Source organism: Candidatus Pedobacter colombiensis, assembly GCA_029202485.1.
Classification (GTDB): domain Bacteria; phylum Bacteroidota; class Bacteroidia; order Sphingobacteriales; family Sphingobacteriaceae; genus Pedobacter; species Pedobacter colombiensis.
Genome location: CP119313.1, coordinates 2,797,264 through 2,822,086 on the forward strand (window position 1 = coordinate 2,797,264; position 24,823 = coordinate 2,822,086).

General features: G+C 38.5%; 19 protein-coding genes. 1 reads left to right on the plus strand and 18 read right to left on the minus strand.

Going from position 1 to position 24,823, the window contains the following annotated elements; all coding sequences use genetic code 11:
* Positions 1-37: 37 nt before the first annotated feature.
* From hemN to P0Y49_12005, 4 genes are all read right to left on the minus strand, one after another.
* Entirely contained in the window at positions 38-1,402 is a 1,365-nt protein-coding gene (gene hemN / locus P0Y49_11990) for an oxygen-independent coproporphyrinogen III oxidase (protein ID WEK17516.1), read from the minus strand.
* Positions 1,380-1,868: a lactate dehydrogenase gene (locus tag P0Y49_11995; protein WEK17517.1), complete on the minus strand. Its 489-nt coding sequence runs from the start codon at positions 1,866-1,868 to the stop codon at positions 1,380-1,382. The genes hemN and P0Y49_11995 overlap by 23 nt, the downstream gene beginning before the upstream one ends.
* Positions 1,869-1,951: 83 nt before the next feature.
* Entirely contained in the window at positions 1,952-3,010 is a 1,059-nt protein-coding gene (locus P0Y49_12000) for a response regulator (protein WEK17518.1), read from the minus strand.
* On the minus strand, positions 3,011-4,195 hold the full coding sequence (locus P0Y49_12005; GenBank protein ID WEK17519.1) for a PAS domain-containing sensor histidine kinase: 1,185 nt from the start codon (positions 4,193-4,195) through the stop codon (positions 3,011-3,013). It abuts the gene before it with no gap.
* Between the two features lie 134 nt (positions 4,196-4,329).
* On the opposite strand from P0Y49_12005, the gene P0Y49_12010 reads away from it, so the two are divergent.
* A complete protein-coding gene (locus P0Y49_12010; protein WEK17520.1) occupies positions 4,330-6,111 on the plus strand; it encodes a hypothetical protein in 1,782 nt (593 codons plus the stop codon).
* A 54-nt stretch (positions 6,112-6,165) separates the two neighbouring features.
* Here P0Y49_12010 and P0Y49_12015 read toward each other — a convergent pair whose 3' ends face one another.
* The 14 genes from P0Y49_12015 to P0Y49_12080 form a co-directional block, all read right to left on the minus strand.
* On the minus strand, positions 6,166-7,869 hold the full coding sequence (locus tag P0Y49_12015; GenBank protein ID WEK17521.1) for a trypsin-like peptidase domain-containing protein: 1,704 nt from the start codon (positions 7,867-7,869) through the stop codon (positions 6,166-6,168).
* Between the two features lie 5 nt (positions 7,870-7,874).
* Positions 7,875-9,068 (minus strand): TlpA disulfide reductase family protein, encoded by a 1,194-nt coding sequence (locus P0Y49_12020; protein ID WEK17522.1) that lies wholly within the window; start codon positions 9,066-9,068, stop codon positions 7,875-7,877.
* A gap of 2 nt (positions 9,069-9,070) precedes the next feature.
* Positions 9,071-10,228 (minus strand): TlpA disulfide reductase family protein, encoded by a 1,158-nt coding sequence (locus P0Y49_12025; GenBank protein ID WEK17523.1) that lies wholly within the window; start codon positions 10,226-10,228, stop codon positions 9,071-9,073.
* A 31-nt stretch (positions 10,229-10,259) separates the two neighbouring features.
* Positions 10,260-11,837: a PKD-like family lipoprotein gene (locus tag P0Y49_12030; protein ID WEK17524.1), complete on the minus strand. Its 1,578-nt coding sequence runs from the start codon at positions 11,835-11,837 to the stop codon at positions 10,260-10,262.
* Positions 11,838-11,842: 5 nt separating this feature from the next.
* The gene (locus P0Y49_12035; protein ID WEK17525.1) at positions 11,843-12,601 is read right to left on the minus strand and encodes a DUF4843 domain-containing protein; all 759 of its coding nucleotides are present in this window, start codon (positions 12,599-12,601) and stop codon (positions 11,843-11,845) included.
* A gap of 11 nt (positions 12,602-12,612) precedes the next feature.
* On the minus strand, positions 12,613-14,052 hold the full coding sequence (locus tag P0Y49_12040; protein ID WEK17526.1) for a RagB/SusD family nutrient uptake outer membrane protein: 1,440 nt from the start codon (positions 14,050-14,052) through the stop codon (positions 12,613-12,615).
* A gap of 10 nt (positions 14,053-14,062) precedes the next feature.
* On the minus strand, positions 14,063-17,476 hold the full coding sequence (locus P0Y49_12045; GenBank protein WEK17527.1) for a SusC/RagA family TonB-linked outer membrane protein: 3,414 nt from the start codon (positions 17,474-17,476) through the stop codon (positions 14,063-14,065).
* Positions 17,477-17,668: 192 nt separating this feature from the next.
* Positions 17,669-18,643, minus strand: coding sequence for a FecR domain-containing protein (locus tag P0Y49_12050; GenBank protein WEK17528.1), 975 nt, complete (start codon positions 18,641-18,643; stop codon positions 17,669-17,671).
* A gap of 59 nt (positions 18,644-18,702) precedes the next feature.
* Positions 18,703-19,293: an RNA polymerase sigma-70 factor gene (locus P0Y49_12055; GenBank protein WEK17529.1), complete on the minus strand. Its 591-nt coding sequence runs from the start codon at positions 19,291-19,293 to the stop codon at positions 18,703-18,705.
* A gap of 322 nt (positions 19,294-19,615) precedes the next feature.
* Complete coding sequence (locus P0Y49_12060) at positions 19,616-20,254, minus strand: SCO family protein (protein ID WEK17530.1); 639 nt, start codon at positions 20,252-20,254, stop codon at positions 19,616-19,618.
* Positions 20,251-20,688 (minus strand): hypothetical protein, encoded by a 438-nt coding sequence (locus P0Y49_12065; protein ID WEK17531.1) that lies wholly within the window; start codon positions 20,686-20,688, stop codon positions 20,251-20,253. Before P0Y49_12065 ends, P0Y49_12060 begins: the two co-directional genes overlap by 4 nt.
* 42 nt (positions 20,689-20,730) lie before the next feature.
* Complete coding sequence (locus tag P0Y49_12070) at positions 20,731-22,008, minus strand: hypothetical protein (GenBank protein ID WEK17532.1); 1,278 nt, start codon at positions 22,006-22,008, stop codon at positions 20,731-20,733.
* A 5-nt stretch (positions 22,009-22,013) separates the two neighbouring features.
* Entirely contained in the window at positions 22,014-24,320 is a 2,307-nt protein-coding gene (locus P0Y49_12075) for a TonB-dependent receptor (protein WEK17533.1), read from the minus strand.
* 84 nt (positions 24,321-24,404) lie between these two features.
* Positions 24,405-24,788, minus strand: a complete 384-nt coding sequence (locus P0Y49_12080; GenBank protein ID WEK17534.1) for a hypothetical protein — start codon at positions 24,786-24,788, stop codon at positions 24,405-24,407.
* Between the last annotated feature and the right edge of the window lie 35 nt (positions 24,789-24,823).

A 24,823-nucleotide genomic window follows, 5' to 3' on the forward strand; every position in this document is an offset into this window, starting at 1 on the left:
AGGAATCTGAGAACACTAAATTTGCAGAGTATTGACCTTAATCAGCCATACTGAACAATTGAGTTTCCGGCTGTTTTTCCCATAAACGTACGTCCAACGTCATGCATATATTTCGAAGAAATCTTTTACCTAATGGGGTTACTTGTAGCTCATTGGCAGAAAGGAATACCAATCCATCCTGAGCAAGCCAACGCATTCTTTTCAATCCTTCTGCAAAAGCTTCATTTTCCAGATCCAATACTGTCCACGAAGTATGTCCTTTACACATGATATTTAGAATATGCTTACGGATCAACAAATCGGTTTCGCTTAGAATATGGCCTTTAAATACAGGAAACTCGCCATTATTTACCATTTCCATATAGTTCTCTACTGTTTTTACATTTTGCGCAAATGCATTCCAGGTATCGCTAATTGAAGAAACACCTAAACCGAGCATCATCTTGCTGTATTGATGGGTATACCCCATAAAGTTGCGGTGTAATGTACCTGTCTTTTCGGCCTGGTAAAGGCTATCTGTAGCCAATGTAAAGTGATCCATACCAATTTCCGTATATCCACCCTCTTTCAGTAGTTTCCGACCTAGCTCATATAACTCCTGTTTAGATTCAGGTGAAGGCAGATCATTTTCTGTATATCTTCGTTGCCCGGGTTTAATCCATGGTACATGTGCATAGCTATAAAAAGCAATACGATCAGGCTTTAACCTCAACACTTCTTCCAGTGTATCAGTCAGCCCCGAAAACGTTTGGTGTGGCAATCCGTAAATCAAATCGTAATTAACAGAATGATATCCGGTCTGACGTGCCAATTGTGTAATCTCATCGACCTGAGCCACTGTTTGTACCCTGTTGATTGCCAATTGAACCTTAGGATCGAAGTCCTGAATACCAAGACTTAATCTTTTAAACCCTAATCTACTCAGTGTAAAAAGATGTGCTTCCGATGTATTTCCTGGATGAGCTTCAAAGCTAAACTCTGCATTTTTATGTAACTGGGCGTCTCTCAATATCCCCCTAATTAAAAAGTCGAGATTGCGAGGACTAAAAAATGTTGGTGTACCACCGCCAAGATGGAGTTCTCTGATCAACGGTTTACTTTTAAAAAGGTTGAGATAAAGCTGCCATTCTTTAAGTAAAGCATCAATATAAGGCTTTTCTACGTCGTGATTTTTAGTAATCCGGGTATTACATCCGCAATAAGTACATAAATCTTCACAAAAAGGCAAGTGAATGTACAAACTAATGCCATCATCAAAATTACTTTCATTAAATGCATTGACTACTGTTTTGCTCCATTTGTCTATATCAAAACTATGCTCGTTCCAATAAGGAACTGTTGGGTAGCTGGTATAGCGTGGTGCAGCCACGTGATACTTTTCAATCAGCGTGTTTGTTTTCATGAGAATGATGATTTTGATTATTTAAGGATGAATGGTTTACTTGATCACAGGATCTTGAACAAACGCAAGCTAAGCCAAGGCATTTTTTCTGCTGCCATTTGTCCAGATTTAAGATAGTTTCTTCAGCGAGTGCCATTGGCAATTCTGCCTCAGTGAGACCGGTTAAGGCCATTGATGGGACATTTGCAATTCTTATGGCTCTGGCAGTGGCGGTTGTCCGATCAATATGATCAGACGAAGTGGACCGAGTAGCAATGTACTTCACTCCCATATCTGCAAGCTTATTGATCACAGCTGCAGATACATCATCATCTTCAAATACAATTACAGCTTCCTTTCCTGTAGCATAGCTTACAGTATCGGCATTCAGCACATTAGAAATCAGGGTTATTTCGTGCTTTTTATGATTGGCAATTGCCAGGGGTTCCTTCTCAAATAATTTTATACTGTAGGCAACGACTTTCATGCAAATTTGATTATTAATAATCAAATTTAACGCGCAATTCTCCTTCAGGGAATGATATCAGTCAGTACGAAAAATGATCTTCGTCAGTTTTTCATATTCTGCAACCGTGGTTCATCCAATATAACAATCTGATTTCCTTTCTTATCCACAATCCCTTCATCTCTGAAGTCACCAAGTATTCGGCTTACCGTTTCAGTGGCCATACCAGCCATAGCAGCAAGGTTATCTCTGGAAATTTTTAAGTTCATTTCCTCAGCTTGTTTTTCCTGCCTGCATAGTCTCACCAATACATCCGCCATACGTTTTCTTACCGAATGGTAAGCGAGTTGCAGCAATTGTTCTTCTTTTTCGAGTAAATTATTAGAAAGGATATGAATAAACTGTCTGGTCACATCCGGGTACTTATTTAATAGTTCTTCAACCATCTCTTTAGGTAACAGACATACTGTCGCATCCTCCAACGCTTCCGCTGTTTCGCTATAAGGTTCCTGGCTAATCAGTGAGGGGATTCCAAAATATTCATCCATTCCATAAATACCTGTCAAAAATTCCCGGCCATCCAGGCTCATTTTCACTGTTTTGACTTTTCCAGCCAATACCAGATAAACACCCAGAACATCATCACCCTCGTAATAAATGACCTGTCCTTTTTTTATATTCCGTACCTTCCGGTCAGCAATCATTTTTTCGAGTTCGGCAATACCTGATGTATGACTAACCAAACTAGTAAGCTTCTCCAACGATTGACTATAAAAAATCTCCTGCTTATCTTTCTTACTTAACCGGCTTTCAATGGCATTCAATAATTCTACATCATCAAAAGGTTTGGTCAGGTAATCATCGGCCCCCATTTCCATTCCCTTCCTCATATCGACACGGTCTGCCTTTGCTGTAAGAAAAATAAAAGGTGTTGCTGCAGTTTTAGGATTTTTATTTAAAAGATACAAAACGCCATAACCATCCAGTTCAGGCATCATAATATCACAAAGTATCAGATCAGGAAAATTTGCAGTGGCTATTTCAACTCCTACTTTCCCATTTTGGGCTTGAAACACTTCATAGTTTGCAAGTTCTAATATTTCTGCAATACTTTCTCTGATGTCTTCGTTATCTTCTATGATCAGTATCCTCGTCTTCTTCATCTATTTATTAAAAGATAGTTTAAAAGTAGTCTCCTTGTTAATTGTACTTTCAAAATGAAGCGTTCCATTCATTAAAGTAGCATATCTGAGCACAATATTCAATCCAAGCCCTGTACCCGGTATATTGCCTGTATTATTGGCTCTGAAAAATGGCTGAAACAAATGCTTCTGATCAGCTTCAGGGATTCCGATCCCATTGTCCTTTATTGTGATGATATATTGATGATCATTGATCTCTGTATTGAACTCAATAAATGTATGTTCACCTGAATATTTAATGGAATTAGAAATCAGGTTGATCATGCAATTCCGGATCAGATTCTGATCCAGGCTTACTATACTTTCCAAGCCTGTATGCTGATAAATAATATGTTGCTCCTGCTTCGCAATCATCTGCATTTCCTCGGTGACTTCTTCCGATAACTTTACCAAATCAAACGGAACAAAAGTAGGTTCAACTATTCCTGCTTCCAGGCGTTCGAGCGATAAGAAATCGTTTAAAATTGTAGTTAAGTTACCTACTGCATTTTTAATCTTACCTACGTGCTTGCTGATGTTTACATTACTGTATGGCAGAGCATATTTTTCAATCAACGATGAAGAAAGTTGAACAGAACTTAGCGGTGTCCTAAACTCATGGGAAGCCATAGATACAAACCTGCTTTTCATTTGATTCAGTTCCTTTTCCTTCTCTAAAGATAAACTTACTTCTTCTTTAGCCTCACTTAATGCCCTTACTGTTTTTCTTAAAGATTTGGTTCGTTCCTCAACCAGTTCTTCCAATTCGGCAGCATACTCTCTTAACCGCTCTTCAGCCTCTTTTTCTTTGGAAAGATCGTGTATAAACCCTGTATAAATTATACGGTCATCGTACTGAACCTCACTTACAGCAAGTCTGAAAGGAAATGTTCCACCATCTTTTCTTAAGCCACGTACCTCTCTACCTTTGCCAATAATACGTTTTTCTCCTGTGGTCTGATACCTGTTTAAATAACCATCATGTCCACTTTGGTCCGGTTCGGGCATTAACATTTTTATGTTTCGACCTTTTACTTCTTCCAGTGTATAACCAAAAAGTCTAAGCGCCGCAGGATTCAGGCTTTCAATGTTTCCACGTTTATCGATAGTAATTATACCATCAATAGCTGTTTCAATAATTGCTTCTAATAACCTGAGTTGCTCCATAACCTTATTTTCACAAATATATAAATTTTATCAATCATGAACTTATCGCGCAAATCAGATTAAAAAGTGATCTAAATCATATTTTAAGCTAAAAATAGTACGCTAATTTGTAGCCTAAATCATTCATAAATTTCATGAACCATACTTTTCATATTCCAGTACTGGGACTGGGTTATTCAATAGACACCCCTTTAAAAGTTGCTAAATATGGTATTTCCTCTGTCGTTTCTATTGTGGACGATGAGCTTACCGAACGTATGCGAAAATTCCACTCGGAAAAGAACAATGAAAGTTACGTTATAATCGATAAAAAAGAACCAGACAGCCGGGCTTTAAGAATTACGGCTTACTTAAATTTACTGAACAAACTGGTTAATCAGCAATTTGCAATATTAAAGCAGGGGATTTTTGAAACTGGTAGTGATTTAAACCGATATTTTGAATTATTGCCTGATACCTCTTCCTTAAAAAGAATGTTTACTGACATGCTGAAAATAACCGATGTCACGCAGAAAAAACTGGCTGAAGATATCCTTAAATCTGCTATTAAACCCGGGAGTATTGATGTAAATATCATGTCGAAAGTAGACAAAGCCAATTACAATACGGATGATGAGTATCTTGATGATGATTATACAGACGCCCTGGCTGCCATGCGCGGCTTTGCCAACAGCAATGTAAATTCGGCCGTGATTATTTCTGCAGGATTAAACCCAAGGCTTTATACTTATATGGAAAAATGTACTGGATTTTATCCAGATAAATCCGGCAAAATCAGTAAAAGCATTATCCTTAAAGTAAGTGATTTCCGCTCGGCAACTATACAGGCAAAAATGCTGGCAAAAAAAGGCTTGTGGGTCTCCGAATTTAGAGTTGAATCTGGTTTAAACTGCGGTGGACATGCTTTTGCGACCGAAGGCTTTTTATTGGGACCTATCCTTGAAGAATTTAAAGAAAAACGCGCTGAATTATATCTTGAACTCTATTCTATTTACTGTACTGCACTTACTATAAAAGACATAATTCCGCAAATTAACCCTGCACAAAGAATTACGGCTCAGGGTGGCATTGGTACAGCTGATGAGCATGAATTTTTGCTCAATTATTATCAGCTGGATGCTGCCGGTTGGGGAAGTCCATTTTTACTGGTTCCTGAGGCCACAAATGTTGATGATGTTACACTAAACAGCCTCGCAAATGCCCGAAAGGATGATTTCTACTTGAGTAATTCATCTCCTCTTGGCGTACTTTTTAACAATTTTAAAAATAGCAGCATTGAGCAACAGCGACTGGAACGAATAGAAAAAGGTAGACCGGGTAGTCCATGTACCAAGAAGTTTTTGTGCACCAATACTGAATTTACAACATTACCTATTTGCACGGCTTCCCGGGAATACCAACACCAAAAAATTAAGCAATTGAAACAACAGGATTTGTCTGAAACGGCCTATCAACAACAATTTAGAGCCATTACTGAAAAAGTTTGCTTGTGTGAAGGTTTATGTGCTTCTGCTTATCTAAAAAATGATATGCTGAAGCCTAAAGAGAGCAAAGCTGTTAGTATCTGTCCAGGTCCTAACCTCGCCTATTTCTCCGGAAAATACAGTCTGAAAGAAATGGTAAGCCATATTTACGGACGAGCTGATTTACTGAGCACTGTAAACCGACCAAACCTATTCATCAATGAATTAAACCTTTATATTGATTATTTAAAGAAAGACATTTCCTCGCAATTGGATGAGCTAAGTGCTAAAAAATCTAAATACTTTGTTAAATTTAAAGAGCAGCTGCAGCATGGAATTGCCTATTATAAAGAACTGCTACCGGAATTAAAGAAACAAAGTAACATCGCCATCAGCGAAATGCAACAACAATTGAAACAGGCAGAAAATAGCCTGGCTGGTTGTAAAATATAAAGTAAATCCGGGTATGATCCATACCGCATTAATACCCGGATTTACTATCACTTTCTAGTTTTGCAAACTTTTAAGTGCAAAATCATAGATCGTTTTAGGGGATATAACCAAACATGATGTTCTGCTAAATCTTGCGATATTTATACCATAAAACTTTCCATCTAAATCAAAAACCGGCCCACCACATTCTTCTGGTTTAAGAATTGCATCATGCGCAAAAACCTGTTCAAATCCATCTAGTCTAAAGCTTTTCCCACCGTCAAACTGATCTGCAGGATGAACTGTAAAACGCACAGGCATTTTTGTTAAAGCCACATTTAAATTATAGCTATTACCTTCGCGTATGCCTTGAATAGTTATTGTATCACCGGGGGCATATTTCATAAGTTCAGCTCCATATTGTTCAGGCTTATTAATGGGTATTCCATTAATGCCGGTAATCTGATCGCCCAATTGTAATTTAGCGATTTCAGCAGGACTATCAGGATTGATCCTGGTCAGAATAATTTGTTCATTTTTAAAATTCGCCGATGCACCGAAATATCCGGAACTGAATTTTATAGGTTGTTTAAAATAGCCACTTCCCAATACACTGACCCTATTATCCTGCCCATTTAAAGGAGAGATTAAAAACCTCCCCAAATCACTGAAAGCCGATCCGGAAGTATCTGCAGATGTCAACTTAATACCATTCTTTAGTCTTTTAGCAATCCTCAGCAATACGAGATCACTTTCCTTATCTCTTGCAATAACAGTAGCCTTAACCCATTCAGTGCCCTGTGCTACCATGATTTGCTCACCTACCATAGAACTTTTACTCAATAAGATACTACCCTCTTTAGCTAAATCTTTAAACACCTTCCCCTCCGGCAAAATAACGGTGCTAAAAATCTGTTGTTCTTCACCTTTTAACATGCTTTTAACACGTAAGTCTTTTCCTTCGAACTGGGCTCCTGGCCGCGAAAAAGTAGTCGTAAGATTTTCCAGTTCCTCAAAACTGATGATATTTCCCGATAAGGGATCATTCTTAATGCCATCTTCCCGACTAGGATAAGCTTCGTATGTGTCAGCAACACTTAAAGCCGTCCAATACTTCCGATAAGTATCCACCGGAATTTCAAAGTTTATCAGTTCTGACTTATCAATTCGGCTATGTAATGCTATCACCCGCCCCATGTAGTCAAACAACGGGCCTCCTGAATCTCCAGGTTCCATCTTACAACTAGACTCCACAAAACCCCATGGTGTGAGCGGATTTGAAATTCTGCCCACTCTGATAGTTGGTAAAGGCTGGTTTAGCGTTGTTGGATAGGCAATGCTGATACAAGGTTCATTTACCTTCAGGCTGGATGACCAACCCATTTCTGCTACGGGCCAACTTCCTTTTTCTATGATCTTTATCATAGCAGCATCTGGCCTTCCTGTCTTGGGCTCAAACCCCATCTTTCCCATCCCCTCTGCCAGGAATTCTTTTCCGCTTGGAAAAATAACTTTATATCTTTTACCGGGAACAATTGCATGTGCTGCAGTTAAAATATGTCCCATTGTATCTACAACAACACCACTAAATTGCGCACTATTTTGTCGTTTTGTTACTGTATCTATGCCCCATATTCTTACCGATGCACCATATGCCTTTTCGATGCCCTTCCGAATAGTAGCTTCAAACTCTTTTCTGTTAAAATTTTGTCCAAAGGATGCTGTATGACAACATGTAATCAGCAAGACAAACACAATATACAAATACTGTTTTTTCACAAACCTTAAATTTTATCTTTAAAGATATCCTCGAGCTGTGTTTTTAGCTTGGCACTGAATCCGGTATACTTTTCTACAATTTTACCTTCTTTATCTACAAGGAAAAGTGTCGGAACACCCATAATCATAAAATCTGCCAGTGTTTTATTTTTATCAGGACTCAAAACCTGCGTCCAGGGCATATCTTCTTCAGACATCGCTTTTCTCCATGCTGCGTTATCCGTGTCTATCGAAACACTTAGCACGTCAAATCCCTTTTCCTTATATTGACTATAAAGTGTTTTGATTTCTGGAATCGCTTTTCTACAAGGACCGCACCAGCTAGCCCAAAAATCTATCAGTACATACTTACCTTTAAAAGACTTAACGTCTACAGGTTTACCATCAGGATTATTGTAAACAATTGTGGGTATTTCACTACCTGTCTTTAAAGAATTACGAATGGCTTTTTTATCCAGGTATTCCTTTTTCAATTGTTTTGCCTCTTCCATCTGTGGATAACGAACGATCAGCTTATTCAAAGTGGTTTCAAAAAAAGTATTATCTTTTTCTGTTGGCAACATCGCTACCAAATAGACCAAAGCTGGATTGTCTTCATTTGATTTGATCATTTGCTTTAACCGAAGCGCCTCATTTTCATTCTTGCTTTTGATTAAGCCCTTTGAACGCAAATAATAAAGCCAGGTAGAATCTTTGGCTTTGTGGTTAAAAGCAGCATAACTCTCCTCCGTAAGCAGGTTCATTTCTTTTTCTGCAAGATATTGGTTATAAACTACTGAATTGATCAGTTGTGTGGCATGTGACTTACTTTCGACGGCAATGTAACCGGAATTTTTGGTTTTCACTCTAGCTGTATCATAGCCTCTGGCACTGATATAAACATCTTCATCTGACCAAAAGGAAGCGGTTTGCCATTTTAAAATATCCAATTGATACAATGCCGGAGTTGTTGGCTTCAGTACGCGCAGGCTAAAACTACCATCTGCATTTACAGCTACGGAATCCACTATCCTTTTCCCTTTACCAATTCCTTTATACAACCAGACCATGTTGTACTTTTTGAAAACTTCCGGATTAAGTACTGCTACTTTGCCTTTAATCAATATCTCTTTTTTTACTTGTGCCTGTGCGGTAAGGATACCACAACCTAGCAAGCCGAAAAATACGGCTACTATCTTTTTTTTAACTGTTAGCTTCATCGTTAGTTGAAAATTTCTTTTAACTTATCATCCAAGGCTTTACCTGCTGCCCCAAGCCATCTTGCTACAATCTTTCCATCCTTATCCAATAAAATTTGAGTTGGATACCCCTCAATAGCATACATCTGTACTACATCCTGTTTCATAGACGTTTCATTATTCAATACGTTTGTCCAGGTAAGGCCATCTTTCTCAATCGCCTTTTTCCACATATCTTCCGCCTGTGCCTGAACACTTACTTTTTCACTCGCTACACCCAAAATTTCGAAGCCTTTACTTGCATACATTTTGTATAGTTCTTTAAGATGAGGGTTTGCAGCACGACAAGGTCCGCACCAGCTACCCCAAAAATCCAGCAATACATATTTCCCCCTAAATTGTGAGAGGCTAACCACTTTGCCATTTGCGTCAGGTTTACTAAAATCAGGTGCTGGTCCACCTGATGATATAACTTTTCCGGCTTCAATTCTGTCTTTAATTGATTTGGCATATCGTGTTCCTTTGTAGGTAGCAGACAATCCGTTATAAGCTTCTTCCAACTCTGTTATAGAATACTCTTTACCCCCGATAGATAAATAATACAGGCTCGAAAATGCATCGGGATGCTCTTTAATAAACTTCTTGCGATTCGCGGTAATGGCCTTTCTATTTTCTACCATCTTCTGCATGATTTCTTGCTGACCATCTTTTAAACCCATAATACGGATCTCTATCATTTGTTTTTGCAGCGACTGCATCTCTCTTAAATCCTTTTCCAATATTTTACGGTATAGCGTGAAACTATCATTTAGTGGATCGCCTGTTACACTGGCCAGGTTCAGATCTTCCGCTGTTCCTGTAATCGTCAATTTGGTCCCTGCAGTTAATACAACATCCAGAGGCTGGGCCGGCATATACATTCCTGTTTTACCAGCACCCAGATAAAGCTTTCGGTCAACACCGGTATCCATAAACCCTACAAATGGTTCTTTCCCCGCAGGCCCTGATAATTCGAAAACATTGTTCTTTGCTTCGATTTCTATATTTCCCTGAGGACCTCTTAAAGTGATTTTCTCGCTACCTTGTCCTTGTAAATTACCTTTAATGGTAAAGTTTTCCTGCGCTGTGCTCATTAAAGATGAACAGGCCAGTGCCAATGTTAATGTTATTCTGTGTTTCATGTATTTATTATATGATGTATGATTTATCGCATTAAAGGATAAAGTATGGTTTCCATGCCATAGCCTTAATTTTTCCAAAACCGGTATATTTCTTTTCTGTTCCCGGCGTGATCACCCCACTTGTAAGATTTATTTCCATCTGGTATACGGATCCTATTTTAGTAGTTTCGTTGTAGGTGGCAACATACAGGATCTTACAGAAATTTTTAGGATTGTAGAGGACTACCCCTAAAGCGGCATTGGTATTGTAATGTTTTTGCAAGGCAATATTAGTGATCTTTTCATTTCCAGGAGCATTCCATCTTACCGGCGTAAGGCCTGCCGTATAGTCAAACTGGTAAACATGGCTTGGGGAACTATAATAAAATACCCTGGAGCTCATACTTGCGGTAATAGAATTGATGGCACCAATTTCAGGGCAGTTACTCATGTCATACTTTTCCTTTCCTATTGTAGAAATTTCACCGGTTTTAAAATCTGCGATCGTCAAAAATCGCTTACCTGCAGCATCTTTCATGATCATGTTTTCCCAGCCACTATTTGCAATAGTGGAATAACCCAGATCTGCCATTTCAAATTCCATCCCCACATTGTTAACGTCAAATCCTATCGCAGCAGGAGTTTGCGTAGTGGCAATAGGAATAATTTCAGTACCACCTGCAATCACTTTCATAAACTTTTTATTGGTTTGGTCGTATACTACGGCATCAAATGCAGTAGTTGTACTAGCTACCCAGGGGGCCAGCGTACCGTAATTGCCACTTAAAGGATTTTCAAAAGCCCGTCGACCATTACCTAAAATAAGGTAATCTATGATATGCAATTTATTGTTATTGATGACAAACTCCTTACGTTTTTCTGTGGCCTTTATCATTTGAGGTGCTTTAACCAAAGGTTTGCTCCAGAAAATGGTAGAAAAATCGTCAATCTTTTGAAATGTGGTCGGGTTTATGGAAACAACGTCTGCGCTGGTTTGGGCGTATATTTTTAATGTAGCTGGCCCACTGGCATAAGAAGAAATAATAGATCCGGGTGTGCCTTCGAGTGGTACATTGTTAGAAGCTGAATAAAGATCATATAAAACTCTTTCACTGGTATTGGTTTTAGAGATTTCATTATTTACAATCATCCCTACGTCTGTGCCACCATCTTTTTCATACATTACCATCCAGCCTTCGGCCAGCGAAGGTGTTATTGCTACTGTAAATTTGGCAAATTCCTTTACCCCTGTATTGGTATTGGTTACTGTTAGCAAGACTTCCCAAACTGCCTCTTTTTCATCCAAAGCCACTTTCAATGGTATAGTATTACCAATGGTATATTTTTCCTGGATAGTTCTGCTGATCTGGGTGGGATACATTTCCCAGGTGAAGCTCAATTCCTTAAACTGCGGGGCATCCGGGTTTATTGTTTCTCCTCTGTATTTCACAACGGGTTTGATCCTAAGGGTATCAAAACGAAGTAGCGAATAGGAAGTGGCCAGTCCGGTTACATCAATGGTAACTTTATCCAGTGAAGTATAGACATAATTGCCTTTATCTTTAGAGCAGGCGCCAAATAGTAGCAGCAATGTTAAGTATAGGCTGGCTATATATACAGTTCTTTTCATGATCATTATGGAAAAGTGATAATTTGATTATTTTCATCCTTCATCGGGTCTGTTGGGTGGGCCGCATTGTATACGGCTAGTTGTTGTTTACAGCTGTTTTGATAAAACTTAACTTCTGTAAAATTGACCTCCCCTAATGCCGGGGTACCTGCGCTAAGCACTCTAAATATTGGGGGCTGCCCAATTGCCGTGGTAATAAACTGAAATTTCACGTTGCTGTAGGCACCAAAATAGGTAGACAGTTTAGTATATGGGTAAATATCCACATCCCAGTTTGCCGGTTTGGCAAAAGCATCCTTAAATACCACAGTCATTGTTGTCATTTCAGTCAGACCTTTTTTCAACTCCCCCTGATCAGACACTGCAAAAACGATCCTTGCAGACCGGGTTTTAAAATCAGCAGACCGCTTGATGTAAATCGGAAAAATAGCCTGATAAGTATTGGCTTTGATCACATATTTACCAAAAGTGTAATGCGTACCAGGCCTCAATCGGGTAGTATCTCCAGCTATTGCTTTTAAAAAGAAAGTCCTGTCGTGATCAGCGAGTTTCCCAGTTAGCTTCGCTTTAAAAAGAATAGAATCCACTTCATTCAGCGATTTAAATGCATAGTTGTACTCCAGACTATCAGGCCTGGAGTCATTCACACCTAGCCATACATTTATAGCATCCGTATCAGAATACCTCAATTCAGTCGCTTTTTTGCAAGAGAAGAACAGTGAGGTCACTGAAATTAGCAGTAGATAAATCATGTTTGTCTTCATGTTCTTATATTTTATTGATTATCAATTCTTCCTACTCCATTTTCCATTTCTGCTAAAGGAATTGGAAGTTTATATGCTTTAAGTGCTACGAGATCCAGCCCTATAGCTTTTGGTATGGTGGCGTTGTTCTTACGCTTATGATAAAAGAAAAGCTGTCCCTCCGCAATAAACTCCTTCCGATATTCAGCAGCCAGTACAGTCTCAAAGTCAGCTTCAGCGATTGACGAAGCAGCTAAACCTCTGGCGTTTCGAACTGCATTGATGTAAGTTACCGCCTGTGGGTAATTTGTATTTTTTAAGCATTCTGCAGCAATAAAGTACATTTCTGATAGCTTTAACAAAGGCAGTTTGTTTTTATATGAGGCGGGCCAATTTGCACTGGTCAGCTGTGTATATTTATTCAGATAATAGTTGCCATCATTATTAACAGTAAAGTGAAACAGAAAACGATAATCCTGTTGAGAACTATTATAATAATCCAGCAAGCTGGCCCTGGTAATGTAAAAAGTACTGCTACCAGTTGAAGTAAAAGCATTATCGGAAATTAATTTCATCCTCACTACATTCAATGCAAAAAGATGTTCTGTGGAAAAAGTAAGATCGGCTATATCCCTGTTGGCCAGACTAGCTTGTGTAACCCATGGAAACTTAGTTGTCTGCATCACCACCAGCGCATTTGCCAGTGCATTCACATAGTCTTTTTTATACAGGTATACCCTGGCTAACAAGCCTTTTACTGCATAATAATTCAGGTGTACCTGTCTGTTAATCAAATAGCCATTATCGTCTGCTGTAGTTACTGCCCTACCTGTAAGTATAGGATCAACCTTTAACAACTCTTCAGCCACCTTAAGATCCGCAATCACCTGATCTAAAACTTCTGAAACCTTAAGTTGTGGAAAGATCTTCTTGGAACTTGCCGTAACGTAGGGAATAGAAATCTTAGCTGGATTTTCTTCATAACTAGCGCCAAATGTCCGCAGCAGGTCAAAATGAATAAAGGCACGTAGCGCCAGCGATTCTCCTTTAATGATACTGTAGTTATCGCCTGTAAAAAGTGATTTCTTGCCATCAATTTCTTCGAGGATTTTGTTGTCATTCGCCACAGAATTGTATAACCCATTCCAGATGGCATCTATTCTGTTTAATGAATTGGTGTTGGTTTTATAGGTATAAGTTTTATCAGAATCATAATTGCTACTGGCGTAATCCCACTCGTAACTCAGTACACCCATTAGTCCAAAAGTCAATTCCCTTCCATAAAGTGGTTCATAAGTCAGGGAACTATATACACCTGATAAGGCTTCCTTAAAGCCCGTTTCTGTAGAAAAAAGTTCGGTATCCTTAACCTGTGAATCTGGTTTTACATCCAACCACTTATTGCAGGATAATAAAGTAAGCGGCAACAAGAATGATAGAGTGGTTCTTAAAACTAGTAATTTTGTTTTCATTTGAATCATATTAAAATGTGGCCTGAACAGAAAATGAAAGGGAACGTGCATAAGGAAAATCAAGTCCCCGTTCTGTTTTTACGGAAGCAATCCTAAAGATATCATTGGTAAAAAGTGTAACCCTTAAGCGCTGTAATCCGCTTTTCTTCAAAAATGCAGCATCTTTAAAATCATACGAAGTATTTAATGATGACATTAGCAATTCGTTCATCTCCTGAACAAAACGGGAGGTTGGATAGGTTTTATTGGGTTTAACGGAAATACGTTTGAAATAGGTTACATCACCTGGTTGTTTCCAGGTACCCGTAAATACCCTACTGTCAACATTGTACTCTATGTCGGCATTTTCTATACGGTCAACTAACGTTTGATTATAGTATTTTCCCCCAAGTCTGTAACTAAATGCACAATTTAAGCCCCAACCTTTATATTGTGAGTTAAATCCGAAACTCCCTCTTATTTTTGGTGTTGCATCTCCAACCGAAACCTGATCATTCGCATTCCAAACGTAGGTTTTCTCTCCATTTGCTTTTAAAAAGATCTCGTTTCCGGTTGTTGGGTCGATGCCCAGGGAAGGCACCACGTAAATGGCTGTAGTAGACTCCCCCTCTTTATACCTGATAAATGGTGCGGTATTACCTGCTCCAGCCCTTGCTGCTTCCCGCTCATCATTTATGCTCTTAAGCGCATTGGAGATCTTAACCAGTTTATTTTTGTTCGTACCAGCCGAGAAAAACAGACTTAAAAAGGAGCCATTTTTTGGATTGCTTAATACTTTATAGCTTACAGTTGCATCTATCCCTTTATTCTGAACTTCCCCAAGGTTTTCCTTAATCGTACTAAAGCCTGTTGATCCAGGTAAGGGCAGATCAGTAAGCAGGTTATTGGTATTACTAATGTAGTAATCAAACCTTAAACTTAGTCGTTCCAATGCCCTTAGATCCACACCAAAATTATAATCTTGTGTTTGTTGCCATTTCAATTCATTATTGGCCAGAGCCATTAATTTTGCACCAACAATATTATCATAATAAGTATCCGTATAATAATTATAGGTTGCCATAGCCTGATATGGATTAAAATTCTGACTTCCTGTATAACCTGTTGAGGTTCTTAGCTTCAACTGGTTAAGCCATTCCAATTTTTCTAAGAAAGACTCTTTGTGTAGGTTCCATCCAATACCTACCGACCAGAAATTACCCCAGCGGTTATTTGCCCCAAATACGCTTGATCCTTGTTTACGGAAAGACAAATCGGCCAAAAAGCGATCGTCGTAAGAATAATTCAATGCAGAAAGCAATCCTGTTTCCCTGGTTTTGGCATCTGAACCTAGTGGACGGCTATTTTCTGCATACTGAAGGGCAAAATTGATATTGTCAACTCTGTCGTTCAAAAAACCCTGCGCACGTGTTCCATGTGTTTGGTTACTTGTTTCGTACAGGTTCCATCCGGCATTTAAAAAGAACAAGTGTTTGCCCAACTGTCTAGAGTAATTTAAGGTTACCTCCGATTTTATAGAAATATCATTACCATCAGTAATGGTGTAATCACCCCGTTTAAAAAAGTCTGCTTCGGCATACTCAATATAACGGGTATGACTGGCGGGATAAAAATCCTCCCTTGAGTTTTGCTGATTTGTATAGCCAAATTTACCTATAATTTTAAATGCCTGACTGAGAGACCATTCTGCCTGGAAATTATTGGTTATATCCGTATATTTTGAAAAGTTCTTAGTGCCGATACTTGCATTGTAAAGCGGGTTGTAATAACTTATAGGTGTTCCGAATCCGGTACTGAACTGTCCCAATACCTTTTTCAACTGACCATTATCATCATAAGGTGCCCAGTAAGGATTTAGCCTCGTGTAAGCAGAAAAATTACCATAGGGAGAATCATCACTCCTATTAAAACCAACCGTCAGCGTATTTTTAAACATTAGATTTTTAAAACGGTACGAAAGAAATATATTACCGGAAGTTGTTTTGCGATCTGAACCTTTCATCGCCCCCTGGATGTTATTGTAAGTAAAATCAGCGCCGTAACGTAAATAAGGGTCACCACCTTCTATCGATAGGGTGTGTTTCTGACCAATGCCTGTCCGCACAGGTTGGGACAACCAATAGGTATCTACTCCCCTGGCAATATCTGTATTCGTACGGTTGTACTGCTCTGCCAAAAGCTGATCAGAATAATAATATACAGACTTATATCTGCCGGCATCTAACTCTACCTGAAGCTTCTCTGCAGCATTGGTTAAACTGTAACTGCTAAGATCAGGAAGGGTTAAATTGATATCCGCTGTATAACTCACACGTAATTTACCTGCTTCAGGGCGCTTGGTCTCCACCACTACAACACCATTGGCCGCTCTTGAACCATATATGGCTTTGGCAGAGGCATCTTTTAATATAGTTACCGACGCAACGCGATTCATATCCAGGTCATAGATCTTCTGCAGGTTTGTTTCAAATCCGTCCAGGATGAATAGCGGCACATTAGGATTACCTGAATAGTCGCCCTTTAAACCCGGCAAACTATTCGCGCCCCGAATTTGAATGTCCGGTAATGTGTTTGGATCCGAACCGGCTAAATTATTCTCAATCTGGATAAAAGAAGGATCCAGCACTTTTAAACTTTGTATGATGTTTTGGTTACCTACAGAACGTAATTGCTCCTGGCTAAATGTAGCGGCCGAACCAGTAAAACTTTCAGCTTTTCTGGTAAATGGCCCAATTACAACTACATCATTCAGATCTTGCTGAACGACTTCCAATACAATAGTATATTCATTGGAAGCGCTGATCTGAACTTCTTTGGTCAGAAAACCAATATGCGTAATTACTATTGTTTTTGCATTTGCCGGAAAATTGATGGAGAACTCTCCTTTACTATCCGACTGTGTACTTATCGCTTCAAATTCCTTGATAACCAATGTAGCATTGGGAAGAGGAAGGTTATTATCTGATGCAATAATTTTACCATGTATTTTACGTATAGACACAGTAGCCATTGGAACCTGACCAGGGGGAGTTACTGTACTCCCCATTTTTACCGAACTCACGCTCTTTTTATCAAGAATAATGCATTTGTTCTCTTTAAACTGGAAATCGAGTTTGGTATTTTTAAGCAGGTTGATAAGCACCTGTTTAACAGATTCATCCTTTGATTTAAGGGTCACGCGATAAGGAGAAACCGCTTCTTCATTGAAGATAAACTTTATTTTACTTTTGTTCTCTATCTCCGAAAATGCCTGTTTTAAAGTGATATTATTAAAACTTACACTGATCTTCGTGTCTTCTGATTTCTGCGCAGAAGATATAAATGGACATAAAATCAATAAAAGAGATAAAAGACTGAGTGAACTTCGCCGAAAGACGCGCAGGGGGTTACAAACAAGCAGTAAACTGCGAGCATAATTTTTCATACCTTTGATGGTGTTTTTTTATTAAAAAAGACATTGATAAAGCATAATAGATCAGTATAGTGATTGGCGTTACCTACTGATTTAGCTTGGAAGCCGGAAAGGAACTAACTTTCCGGTTTTTTGTTTGAAGTAGCTTTTTAAATCATAGTTTTTGGTTTAGTTTTACAATAGTTTGGTTGGTTGTTGCAGTGGTTATGGTTTACGGTGAAATATTTTTATGTTTTTATTTTCAACATGATATTGCAGGCCTTTGGTTAAAACAAGCTGATTGAGCACATCATATAGGTTTTCTGATGCTTCAAATGCACCGGAAAAGTGATAATCGCTAATGGATTCATCTTCAAAATCGATTTTTACATTGTATTTATTCTCCAGTAAACTGGCTGCCTGACTGAAGCTTTCATTCACAAATAACAGTTTACCATCCATCCAGCCTAATGCATCTTTAGCCTCTACATCATTCTTCTGCATGAAGCCCGATTTTTTAGCGTAAGTAATTTGCTGATTTGGCAATAAAAAATATTGCTGACGACCTGAATCAGCAGAATGGTTGTCTACAGATACTTTCCCCCTCGATACAGTAACGATAACATTAGGGTTAAATTTGTAAGCCCTGATGTTAAAAGCCGTTCCAAGTACCGTTGTTTTTGTTTTATCTGCCTTTACAATAAATGGCTTCTTGGAGTCATGTCTGATATCAAAATAGGCTTCGCCTTCCAGTAGGACCACTTCACGCACTTTACTTTTAAACTGCTCAGGATAACTCAATCTGGTACCCGCATTCAAAAGAACAACAGAACCATCCGGTAAAGTTACTTTTTCACGCTCAGCATTCTTTGTTGCTACAATAATCTGGGGATAGGTAATCAGCTGATCCAGTAGCTCATCTTTAAATAAAAACCCTATTGAAATCCCAACTAAAAGCACAGCAGCAGTGGACAGTACAGCTATTCTTTTTAGGATAAGTCTGTTTTTACTTTCTTTATTTATATTTAAAAGCAGTCGATTTAGTATTCTTTCTTCTGCCGCTTCTTCATCACCCATCGATTTCTCATTCCATGAGTCCGGATTTTTTTTAAAAGCATCAACAACATCATACAGTTTCTGCGCATCTGCTGCTTTATCCTGTTCTTTTTGATTATTACTTTTAAAAAATGAGAAAATCATATTATTCTTTTGATATAAAGACACAGTAAAGTGGGCTATCCCCCAAAGGATTTTGATTTTTATTTAAAAATAGTAAATAGAAGTCCTGAGCATAGCAGAAAATCACCCAGTTTAATACGCAGTTGGCGCAAACCTATCGTAATTTGGTTTTCTACAGTTTTCGGCGTAATGTTTAATTTAGAAGCGATCTCCTTATTGGAGAGGTGTTCCTTTCTACTCATCAGCAGGATGGTCCTGCATCTTTCTGGCAACCCATCAAGAGCTAAATTGTACACTTTATCAAGTTCTTTAGAATTGAACTCATCTTCTGTGAGTGATTCAGAAGAAACTGGCACAGGTTGAGCACTTATTGCTTTTAAAAGGTTTTTTTCAGAACGTATTTTATTAAGTGTTCTGTTTTTGACTGCAATGTATAAATAGTCTTTTAGCGATTTCAGCTCCACAGAAGCCCTTTTGTTCCATAAAAACAAGAAAACATCGTGGATAAGATCTTCACAGGTTTCCTGATTTGGAAATATTTTAAAAGCACAGCGATATAATTCAGACCAATATCGTTTGTAAATACAAACAAAAGCAATTTGATTATGCGCCTTCATCAATCCGATAAGCTCTTCATCTGATAATTCTGAAAAATCTGTATTCCCCTTCATTACTCTATTAAATACGATATAATCTATTAATGAGCGCTAATTTTATTCCCCGCAAATTAGTCCACTAAATTAGTAGATTAAATTCAAATATTCGTATATAAATGCCAACTTAAGATTTAATAATTAAATTTAAGTTCTTTTTTATAAAAAAACCAAAGTCAATCATTTAGTAAAGCAAAATTTTCAAATAAAAAAGGCCAATCTTAAATTTCGAAGTTCTTATCTTGACATCCACATCAAAATAAAGCTTTTACTTTTTAAAAATGACCTTTTACGCTAACAAAATCAACCGCTAGCAGCTTAATTTTAAAAAAACCTCAAATTAGTTTTTATACTCTTTTAACAGCACATCCATATCACTCATTAATTGAGCCACATCCTTATCTTGGGTACCATCATACGCCCCCCTGATGCGTTTTTCTTTGTCGACAAGCACTAAATAACCCTGATGAACAAATCCTCCCGGAGCATTTTTATCTTCCTGTGCTGCAACCAGGTAATTACGTTCTGCCAAAGCATAAATTTCATCCCTACTACCCCATAGATATTCCCACTGTGTACCCTCTACGCCCAGTTTTCTGGCATAAGTCTTCATTCTTGAAGGGGTATCGTATTTTACATCAATTGTATGAGAAGCCAATTTAACTTCCGGATTACCTTTATACTTTTGGTATACCTTTAGCAAATTCCTATGCATAACCGGACAAATAGTTGGACATGAAGTAAAGAAGAAATCCGCTACATAAATAGTTCCGTCAAAATTCTTTTCGGTAACTACAGTACTATCCTGGTTTAACAGTTTAAAAGTCGGTATGGTCCTGAAGGTAGAATCTATTACTTTTTTACCCTCAACCGTCCGCTCAGTAGTTTCCAGTTGTAAGAATGGCAAACGTTTTGGCTTGTCCTTGCAGCTAAAAAGAACCAGGCTCAATAACACTAAATATAGCCCGGACCACTTCATTTTTTCTTGAATTTATTTAAATAATCATCCGATAATTTGATCTCAACTTTATACAGACTATCAATCGCAGCTATTTTAGATTTTTCTGATTCAAAATACTGTACAGCTGCCTCATTTGATTTACCGGTTACATCGGGTTCAAATTTATGCATCCAATCGTTCATGCTATCTTCTGCCACTGTTAACTTGCTCAATAAAGCTGTGATTTCTGTTTTTTCTTTTAGGGTATCAACTTCTGGGAACTTATTTTTAAGCCCTTTAATATCTTTCAGCATCGTATCCAATGCCATCTGGTTGTTTACGATTTTACCATGATCAGCCATCACTACATCATGAAATTTCATAACTTCATCGCGTACCACTTTGTAATCTGCCTTTTGCGTACAGGCTACTGCTGCAATAGCGATAATTAGTGCTCCAATTGATTTCTTCATTTTTGATTTTTGTTTAAAAATACGTGTTTTTAATAAATACAATTACTGCTTTAAACCAGTGTAATATATTGTTGACCCTTTTTCTCCTTCTCGTACCCAAGCGATGAGCATTCCATTATTAACAGTAGTTAAAACAGCGTGATGATCTGCTTGCTTCCCATTAGTTAGCGCTATGCTTTTTTCCGGATTGCCATCTTTTAAAATTCTCAAAATAATCTTCGACATACCTGCTGGAGCATGACTCATCATTCCTCCTTTTGAATGTGAATGTTCCATCTTCATCGGTTCATGTTCCATCTCTTCAACCTCTTCGCAAACCATAGCCGCTTTTCCATCTGCTAATGCCACCATTTGAGGATGTCTACCAGATGCAGTAATCAGATTACGACGACGAAAACCAGAATCAGTAGCTGATGTACCATATAAACCGGGACTTCCCCCTGCAGTAAACCAAACCGCCTGAAGCGTATGGTTTGCAACAGCAAGCGTAGGACCTGAATGCGGGCAGCCATCAATTTCCCAGTTATCGTTACTAATCACCTTTGCAGGAGTAAATGTTTGACCATTATCTGTAGATAATTTATAAACCATGTCCCGGACTTGCTTGCCCGCAAGTACATTCGGGAGCATAATACTTCTATAAGCCAAGTGTAAATTTCCATCCTTATCGGTTAAAAGATCTGTTCTGCAGCACTCGCAAGTACCTTTATCCAAACAAGTATCTGTAGCAAAGCCCTTGCCCTTTTCTGTCCGGTTAAAAAATAAGGCTGAACCTTTAACAGACTTACCATAACGCCCATCCAGCCATATTGCAGCTAATTCACCATCTTTCAATTTGGCGACATCAAAGAAACTACGCCCATAAGCGTGGCTGGTATCTGAATGTAAAAATTTGGCATCCGACCAATTTTTACCACCATTTTCCGTCATACTATAATAAATTGCTCCGGCATACGGATTCTTTTCATCGGGAAATCTTTTAGCGAAAATGGCGATTACAGTACCATCTTCTTTAAAAGCGACCTTAGCCATACTCTCTGCAGAAACACCACAACCGGCAGAAGTGGATACTGTGAGCGCTTCACCAAACGCATCCTTCTGCTGATCATATACCGCATATTTCAATCGGTATAATGAATCCTTTCCGTCTTGTTCAGACCAGCACAATACCGGATTTCCTTTATGATCCGTAGTAAAATAGGGCCCAACAGCTGCTATTCCAGCAGTATTTAGCATTTTAGGTTCATTTGTTACCGGCTTGCTTTTACAAGCAGCCAGTAACATAGTAACTATAACCAAAGAAAAATATATCTTGTTCATGTTCATTAGAATATATATTTAACATTTAAACCGGCATAACCGTTTCTTTTAGGTGACGGATTAAAATAAGCAGGTTGTGCACCGCCAAATCCTACCGCATTTAAGGAAACGATAGAACTATAGCTTTTATTCAGGATGTTATCCAAACCAGCATACAGATTTGTTTCTAAACACTTAAAGATTTGTTTCTTATACCCCAGCTTCGCATTTACAACCTCATAAGAAGGGTTATATGCTGAATTGGCATCATTTAAAGGCAAACGGTCGCTATAATAGTAGCTTCCATAAAAATACAAACCTACTTTAGTTTCCATATCTACCCCTGCATTAAATACCCAGGGAGCGATACCAGTCAACTTATTTCCATTATAGATTGCTGTAACCTCATTTTGCGCATTTAACGTTTTATAGTCCTTAAACTTGAAATCAGAATAAGTAACAGCTACAAAAGGCCGCAGACTTAATACCTCATTTTGATCCTCCGGTTTTAAGATTTGATATGACAAGGATAACTCCGCACCATTATGACTGGTTTTTCCGGCGTTATTGTAAATCGTAATTCCCTGCTGTATAGACTGGGCAATTAGCTCGCCCTTCATATCCATTTTAAATATAGCCAAATCATATTCCAGACGGGATTTTAACAGATTTCCTTTAGCATTTAGCTCATAGTTTATCCCTTTCTCGGCCTGTAGCGTTGGATTAATGGAACCGTCCACGTTCTTGATCTCTGAGCTTGAGGGTGGAGAAAATCCTGTACTTACACTTGCATGGAGACTTAGCTCCGGACTAAATGTATGGCTTAATGCAATACGCGGCGTTGCCTGTGGATTGAACTTTTTAAGACCACTCTGATTTTGCTTTAAGTAATCATTTACATCGTAACGCAAGCTATTGTAGCTCAATCCAAGTGTTAAAGTAGTCTTTGGAGTTAATGCTGTCTCTGACTGATAGAATACTGAATATTGTGTGTTCTGATAATCTACATTGCCATTAATAGCCCCTTCCTTACCTTGATTGTTTACATACTGAGTACCTTTTGTTAATCCTTCATTGAATTCTGCTCCAACGGTAAAACGCGTAGGGAAAGTACTAAAACCAGGATCATAAGAGAAACGCGTACGCCCTCCATAACTTTGATAAAAATTACGGATATAAGCATAAGGAAGTGGGTGGTTCAAATCATAGAAATAAGTAAATACACTGGTTGTATTTGAAAACTGATCATTAAAACGATACTGTTGCCCTAACCCTATCCTTGTCCAGGTTTGATACCTACCGGCTTCTTTATCCAAATTAGTGGCATTAGCTTGTAATGGATTTGCAGCTACCTGATCAGCAGTAAGGGAGCCGGGAATCTGCGAATGTTGTGTAGTTCTATTCACCAACAAGGTAATAATTCGTTTATCACTTGGGAAGAGTTGAAAGTTTCCTGTCAGAAACCTTCGCATATCATTACTGTGTTCCCGATAGCCATCATACTCCTGCCATCCATAAGAAACGTAACTGTTCACCTTGTCACCACCACTACGATAAGTAGTTGCTAAACGATGTAAGCCATTGGCGCCTATTAATCCGGAAGCCTCCAGACTTTGTTCCTGATAAGGGGAACGTTGTAATTGGAAGTTAATTACTCCTCCAGTTCCTGCACCATAAATACTCGAAGCCGGTCCCTTGATCACTTCGGCACGTCCAATGCTATTTACATCCAACGCTTCAATTCGGGTAGTACCATCGGCCTCTGTAACAGGAATTTCATTGACATAAATCTTAATATTCCGAATACCATAAGCTGACCTAACGCCATTTCCTCTGATGGAAATACGTGCCTCGGAAAGCGTACTCTGCTCCATGCGAACACCAGGTATTGCATTTAATGCAGATTGCAGGGAGACTGCACTGCCCCGATTAATATCCTTTGCAGTAATCACCGCAATTGCACCTGCAGTTTCTTTACTGGTTTTATTGCTATTATACCCTGCTACCCTAACTTCGTTTAAACTTACTCCATCGGCATCTAGTTGCACATTGAGGTCACGATCATCAGGATTTAGTTTTATATTTTGTTCTTTATATCCCACTAAAACTGCTTGTACAAGCTCTTGCGATTGATAATCATTAATCACAAAATAGCCATTTGCATCTGATTTTGCGAGTTGTTGCTTAGACCCGTTCAGGATTATTACATCGGCAAGTGGTGCACGTGTCTGAGAGTCATAAATATGGCCTTTTATAGGCTGTGTTTGGGCCTGGCTATGCAAAAAGCAAAACACCAAGCCAATAGATAAAATAAAATATCTGTATGGGCTCATTAATTAAATGATATAAAAATTCTAAAAAGGAAAATTACTAGTCGATACTCCAGGCAGTATGTAGAGCCTGTAAGAAATAGCGACTTAAGAAAGGTTGCTTTTTTCCTGAGGAGGGTGAAATATAGAATTTTTAATACTTTGCGGCATCCCCATTGAACCAGGGATATGAAGTTTTGTTTCCGCTAATGCATACCGTTTAAATACTTGTGGATTTACCACTACGGCATCTTGAATTTGTGTTTTCTGAGCCTGGCGTTCCTGCTTTTGTTCTTTATCCTGAGCCTGCTTTAGCTTTTTCATCAGGTAACATTTACCATTACAATGCAACTCAGGTCTATTCTTGTTTACACAAAGTTCTGCAGCAATATATTTCTGATTGAGCTCAAACCCTGCAAAAACAAACAGGTTCGCAAAGTTTGCACTCAGCAAGCTAAACAGCAACAATACAGAAATTGGTTTCAGTAACATTTCGGCGCAAAGATAAGTATCATCCTTGATGAATG

Bases quoted from the DNA above. Each gene is read 5' to 3' on its own strand.
- hemN (WEK17516.1), bottom strand. From the start codon at position 1,402: ATGAAAACAAACACGCTGATTGAAAAGTATCACGTGGCTGCACCACGC.
- P0Y49_11995 (WEK17517.1), bottom strand. From the start codon at position 1,868: ATGAAAGTCGTTGCCTACAGTATAAAATTATTTGAGAAGGAACCCCTG.
- P0Y49_12000 (WEK17518.1), bottom strand. From the start codon at position 3,010: ATGAAGAAGACGAGGATACTGATCATAGAAGATAACGAAGACATCAGA.
- P0Y49_12005 (WEK17519.1), bottom strand. From the start codon at position 4,195: ATGGAGCAACTCAGGTTATTAGAAGCAATTATTGAAACAGCTATTGAT.
- P0Y49_12010 (WEK17520.1), top strand. From the start codon at position 4,330: ATGAACCATACTTTTCATATTCCAGTACTGGGACTGGGTTATTCAATA.
- P0Y49_12020 (WEK17522.1), bottom strand. From the start codon at position 9,068: ATGAAGCTAACAGTTAAAAAAAAGATAGTAGCCGTATTTTTCGGCTTG.
- P0Y49_12025 (WEK17523.1), bottom strand. From the start codon at position 10,228: ATGAAACACAGAATAACATTAACATTGGCACTGGCCTGTTCATCTTTA.
- P0Y49_12030 (WEK17524.1), bottom strand. From the start codon at position 11,837: ATGAAAAGAACTGTATATATAGCCAGCCTATACTTAACATTGCTGCTA.
- P0Y49_12035 (WEK17525.1), bottom strand. From the start codon at position 12,601: ATGAAGACAAACATGATTTATCTACTGCTAATTTCAGTGACCTCACTG.
- P0Y49_12040 (WEK17526.1), bottom strand. From the start codon at position 14,052: ATGAAAACAAAATTACTAGTTTTAAGAACCACTCTATCATTCTTGTTG.
- P0Y49_12045 (WEK17527.1), bottom strand. From the start codon at position 17,476: ATGAAAAATTATGCTCGCAGTTTACTGCTTGTTTGTAACCCCCTGCGC.
- P0Y49_12050 (WEK17528.1), bottom strand. From the start codon at position 18,643: ATGATTTTCTCATTTTTTAAAAGTAATAATCAAAAAGAACAGGATAAA.
- P0Y49_12055 (WEK17529.1), bottom strand. From the start codon at position 19,293: ATGAAGGGGAATACAGATTTTTCAGAATTATCAGATGAAGAGCTTATC.
- P0Y49_12060 (WEK17530.1), bottom strand. From the start codon at position 20,254: ATGAAGTGGTCCGGGCTATATTTAGTGTTATTGAGCCTGGTTCTTTTT.
- P0Y49_12065 (WEK17531.1), bottom strand. From the start codon at position 20,688: ATGAAGAAATCAATTGGAGCACTAATTATCGCTATTGCAGCAGTAGCC.
- P0Y49_12070 (WEK17532.1), bottom strand. From the start codon at position 22,008: ATGAACAAGATATATTTTTCTTTGGTTATAGTTACTATGTTACTGGCT.
- P0Y49_12075 (WEK17533.1), bottom strand. From the start codon at position 24,320: ATGAGCCCATACAGATATTTTATTTTATCTATTGGCTTGGTGTTTTGC.
- P0Y49_12080 (WEK17534.1), bottom strand. From the start codon at position 24,788: ATGTTACTGAAACCAATTTCTGTATTGTTGCTGTTTAGCTTGCTGAGT.